This is a genomic window from Microbacterium sp. PRF11 (assembly GCF_031844085.1).
Classification (GTDB): domain Bacteria; phylum Actinomycetota; class Actinomycetes; order Actinomycetales; family Microbacteriaceae; genus Microbacterium.
Genome location: NZ_JAUZUP010000008.1, coordinates 1 through 5,520 on the forward strand (window position 1 = coordinate 1; position 5,520 = coordinate 5,520).

Below are 5,520 nucleotides of genomic sequence, written 5' to 3' on the forward strand. Positions count from 1 at the left end.
CGTCCGTTCCTTGAGAACTCAACAGCGTGCACTTGTCAAATGCCAATTTATTCCTCGTCGGTCTGACTTTTGTTGGATTGCGAGAAATTCCTTTGGATCAAAGACCAACCTCTTTTGGGGTTGGCATTGGATACGTCAGTAATGATGTTTCTCTTTGGTCAGTTTCAAACTCGCTGCGGTCTCGTTTTTCCCGGGGTCGTGTGCATTTCTTTTTTACGGAGAGTTTGATCCTGGCTCAGGATGAACGCTGGCGGCGTGCTTAACACATGCAAGTCGAACGGTGAAGCCAAGCTTGCTTGGTGGATCAGTGGCGAACGGGTGAGTAACACGTGAGCAACCTGCCCTGGACTCTGGGATAAGCGCTGGAAACGGCGTCTAATACTGGATATGAGCTTCTACCGCATGGTGGGGGTTGGAAAGATTTTTCGGTCTGGGATGGGCTCGCGGCCTATCAGCTTGTTGGTGAGGTAATGGCTCACCAAGGCGTCGACGGGTAGCCGGCCTGAGAGGGTGACCGGCCACACTGGGACTGAGACACGGCCCAGACTCCTACGGGAGGCAGCAGTGGGGAATATTGCACAATGGGCGGAAGCCTGATGCAGCAACGCCGCGTGAGGGATGACGGCCTTCGGGTTGTAAACCTCTTTTAGCAGGGAAGAAGCGAAAGTGACGGTACCTGCAGAAAAAGCGCCGGCTAACTACGTGCCAGCAGCCGCGGTAATACGTAGGGCGCAAGCGTTATCCGGAATTATTGGGCGTAAAGAGCTCGTAGGCGGTTTGTCGCGTCTGCTGTGAAATCCCGAGGCTCAACCTCGGGCCTGCAGTGGGTACGGGCAGACTAGAGTGCGGTAGGGGAGATTGGAATTCCTGGTGTAGCGGTGGAATGCGCAGATATCAGGAGGAACACCGATGGCGAAGGCAGATCTCTGGGCCGTAACTGACGCTGAGGAGCGAAAGGGTGGGGAGCAAACAGGCTTAGATACCCTGGTAGTCCACCCCGTAAACGTTGGGAACTAGTTGTGGGGACCATTCCACGGTTTCCGTGACGCAGCTAACGCATTAAGTTCCCCGCCTGGGGAGTACGGCCGCAAGGCTAAAACTCAAAGGAATTGACGGGGACCCGCACAAGCGGCGGAGCATGCGGATTAATTCGATGCAACGCGAAGAACCTTACCAAGGCTTGACATACACCAGAACGGGCCAGAAATGGTCAACTCTTTGGACACTGGTGAACAGGTGGTGCATGGTTGTCGTCAGCTCGTGTCGTGAGATGTTGGGTTAAGTCCCGCAACGAGCGCAACCCTCGTTCTATGTTGCCAGCACGTAATGGTGGGAACTCATGGGATACTGCCGGGGTCAACTCGGAGGAAGGTGGGGATGACGTCAAATCATCATGCCCCTTATGTCTTGGGCTTCACGCATGCTACAATGGCCGGTACAAAGGGCTGCAATACCGTGAGGTGGAGCGAATCCCAAAAAGCCGGTCCCAGTTCGGATTGAGGTCTGCAACTCGACCTCATGAAGTCGGAGTCGCTAGTAATCGCAGATCAGCAACGCTGCGGTGAATACGTTCCCGGGTCTTGTACACACCGCCCGTCAAGTCATGAAAGTCGGTAACACCTGAAGCCGGTGGCCCAACCCTTGTGGAGGGAGCCGTCGAAGGTGGGATCGGTAATTAGGACTAAGTCGTAACAAGGTAGCCGTACCGGAAGGTGCGGCTGGATCACCTCCTTTCTAAGGAGCATCTGACGCCCTGTAGTGGGGTTGTTCAGGCGCCGGATCAGACCGAATGTGTCTGCCGGTTAGCTCATGGGTGGAACATTTGATGAGGCTCCGTTTGGTTGGGGTTTCTGCTGAGTACGTCGCTTCGGTGACAGGAAAGGTGGGGGCTCACGCTGGTGGGGCATGCACGCTGTTGGGTCCTGAGGGGCCGGGCGCTGATCGCGCTAGTCGTATGGCTGGTGGTGGTTGGTGGCTGTTTCCTTGAGGGCCTGCTTCGGTACCGGTGTTCCGGTGGCTGGGGTGGGTACCGCCCGTACTTTGAGAACTACACAGTGGACGCGAGCATCTTCGACATGAGCCTTTTGGTTTGTGTCGTGAAGATGATCTTAAAGATCATTAGTCAATTTTTTGACGATTCAACTCATGTGATTTCAAGTCTTTAAGAGCAAACGGTGGATGCCTTGGCATCTGGAGCCGAAGAAGGACGTAGCAATCTGCGATAAGCCTCGGGGAACTGATAAGCGAGTTTTGATCCGAGGGTGTCCGAATGGGGAAACCCCGCCAGGGCGCGTGCGTACCTGGTGACTCCCGCCTGAATATATAGGGCGGGTAGAGGGAACGTGGGGAAGTGAAACATCTCAGTACCCACAGGAAGAGAAAGCAACAGCGATTCCGTGAGTAGTGGCGAGCGAAACCGGAAGAGGCTAAACCTAGCGTGTGTGATAGCCGGCAGGCGTTGCATGTTGGGGGTTGTGGGACTTTTCTGATTGTTCTGCCGAGCAGTCGACGTGACAAGAGGGTATAGACGAACGGTTTTGAATGGCCGGTCATAGAGGGTGCGAACCCCGTAGTCGAAATGCCTGTTCTTGGCGTGAAGAGTATCCCAAGTAGCACGGGGCCCGAGAAATCCCGTGTGAATCTGTCAGGACCACCTGATAAGCCTAAATACTCCCAGATGACCGATAGCGGACAAGTACCGTGAGGGAAAGGTGAAAAGTACCCCGGGAGGGGAGTGAAATAGTACCTGAAACCGTTTGCTTACAAACCGTTGGAGCCTCCTTAGTAGGGGTGACAGCGTGCCTTTTGAAGAATGAGCCTGCGAGTTAGCGATACGTGGCGAGGTTAACCCGTGTGGGGTAGCCGTAGCGAAAGCGAGTCTGAATAGGGCGATACAGTCGCGTGTCCTAGACCCGAAGCGAAGTGATCTATCCATGGCCAGGTTGAAGCGACGGTAAGACGTCGTGGAGGACCGAACCCACTTAGGTTGAAAACTGAGGGGATGAGCTGTGGATAGGGGTGAAAGGCCAATCAAACTTCGTGATAGCTGGTTCTCTCCGAAATGCATTTAGGTGCAGCGTTGCGTGTTTCTTGCCGGAGGTAGAGCTACTGGATGGCCGATGGGCCCTACAAGGTTACTGACGTCAGCCAAACTCCGAATGCCGGTAAGTGAGAGCGCAGCAGTGAGACTGTGGGGGATAAGCTTCATAGTCGAGAGGGAAACAACCCAGACCACCAACTAAGGTCCCTAAGCGCGTGCTAAGTGGGAAAGGATGTGGAGTTGCTTAGACAACCAGGAGGTTGGCTTAGAAGCAGCCACCCTTGAAAGAGTGCGTAATAGCTCACTGGTCAAGTGATTCCGCGCCGACAATGTAACGGGGCTCAAGCACGCCACCGAAGTTGTGGCATTGACATTTTTGGTAGGCCTTCGTGGTCCAGCCGTGTTGATGGGTAGGAGAGCGTCGTGTGGCGAGTGAAGCGGCGGGGTGACCCAGCCGTGGACGCTACACGAGTGAGAATGCAGGCATGAGTAGCGAAAGACGTGTGAGAAACACGTCCTCCGAAAGACCAAGGGTTCCAGGGTCAAGCTAATCTTCCCTGGGTAAGTCGGGACCTAAGGCGAGGCCGACAGGCGTAGTCGATGGACAACGGGTTGATATTCCCGTACCGGCGAAGAACCGCCCCAGTCAATCCAGTGGTGCTAAGAGTCCTAGCTCGGAATGTTCCGGATCCCTTCGGGGTGATGGTCGTCCGTGTGAACGCTCGACCCCATGCTGGTGCGGCTAGCGTATTAACAGGTGTGACGCAGGAAGGTAGCCCAAGCCAGGCGATGGTTGTCCTGGTGCAAGTGCGTAGGCCGAGTGATAGGCAAATCCGTCACTCATACAGGCTGAGACACGATGCGGATAAAAAGTGGGTGATCCTATGCTGCCGAGAAAAGCATCGACGCGAGGTTCTAGCTGCCCGTACCCCAAACCGACTCAGGTGGTCAGGTAGAGAATACCAAGGAGATCGAGAGAATCGTGGTTAAGGAACTCGGCAAAATGCCCCCGTAACTTCGGGAGAAGGGGGGCCATCCACTTATTAGGACTTGCTCCGAAAGGGTGTGGTGGCCGCAGAGACTAGTGGGTAGCGACTGTTTACTAAAAACACAGGTCCGTGCCAAGTCGCAAGACGATGTATACGGACTGACGCCTGCCCGGTGCTGGAAGGTTAAGAGGACCGGTTAGCCGCAAGGCGAAGCTGAGAATTTAAGCCCCAGTAAACGGCGGTGGTAACTATAACCATCCTAAGGTAGCGAAATTCCTTGTCGGGTAAGTTCCGACCTGCACGAATGGCGTAACGACTTCCCAACTGTCTCAACCGCGAACTCGGCGAAATTGCATTACGAGTAAAGATGCTCGTTACGCGCAGCAGGACGGAAAGACCCCGTGACCTTTACTACAGCTTGGTATTGGTGTTCGGTGTGGCTTGTGTAGGATAGGTGGGAGACGTTGAAGCATTCACGCCAGTGAGTGTGGAGTCATTGTTGAAATACCACTCTGGTCACTCTGGATATCTAACTTAGGACCGTGATCCGGTTCAGGGACAGTGCCTGGTGGGTAGTTTAACTGGGGCGGTTGCCTCCCAAAATGTAACGGAGGCGCCCAAAGGTTCCCTCAACCTGGTTGGCAATCAGGTGGCGAGTGTAAGTGCACAAGGGAGCTTGACTGTGAGACTGACAGGTCGAGCAGGGACGAAAGTCGGGACTAGTGATCCGGCAGTGGCTTGTGGAAGCGCTGTCGCTCAACGGATAAAAGGTACCTCGGGGATAACAGGCTGATCTTGCCCAAGAGTCCATATCGACGGCATGGTTTGGCACCTCGATGTCGGCTCGTCGCATCCTGGGGCTGGAGTAGGTCCCAAGGGTTGGGCTGTTCGCCCATTAAAGCGGTACGCGAGCTGGGTTTAGAACGTCGTGAGACAGTTCGGTCCCTATCCGCTGCGCGCGTAGGAAGTTTGAGAGGATCTGACCCTAGTACGAGAGGACCGGGTTGGACGAACCTCTGGTGTGTCAGTTGTTCCGCCAGGAGCACCGCTGATTAGCTACGTTCGGGATGGATAACCGCTGAAAGCATCTAAGCGGGAAGCCGGCCTCAAGATGAGACTTCCATACCATTTATGGTGAGAGGCTCCCAGCCAGACTACTGGGTTGATAGGCCGGATGTGGAAGCGTAGTAATACGTGAAGCTGACCGGTACTAATAAGCCGATGACTTGATAACACACCTGTTTTTGGTGCTTGCGTCCACTGAGTGGTTCTCGATGTACGGTCGGGAACACAACAATGAGTACTTCGTTGTTGGTTTTTGAAACATCAATAGTGTTTCGGCGGCCATAGCGAGAGGGAAACGCCCGGTCACATTCCGAACCCGGAAGCTAAGCCTCTCAGCGCCGATGGTACTGCAGGGGGGACCCTGTGGGAGAGTAGGACACCGCCGGACTTCTTTTCAGCCGAAATGGCCACCCAACGCTGGGTGGC

3 rRNA genes are annotated in these 5,520 nt (G+C 54.7%); all 3 read left to right on the forward strand.

The window, feature by feature from the left end:
• The first annotated feature begins 212 nt into the window (after positions 1–212).
• Positions 213–1,734: ribosomal RNA gene (locus Q9R20_RS15935) — 16S ribosomal RNA — on the forward strand.
• A 417-nt stretch (positions 1,735–2,151) separates the two neighbouring features.
• A 23S ribosomal RNA gene (locus tag Q9R20_RS15940) occupies positions 2,152–5,263 on the forward strand.
• A gap of 102 nt (positions 5,264–5,365) precedes the next feature.
• A 5S ribosomal RNA gene (rrf, locus tag Q9R20_RS15945) occupies positions 5,366–5,482 on the forward strand.
• The 16S, 23S and 5S rRNA genes sit together here, the layout of an rRNA operon.
• The last annotated feature ends 38 nt before the right edge of the window (positions 5,483–5,520 follow it).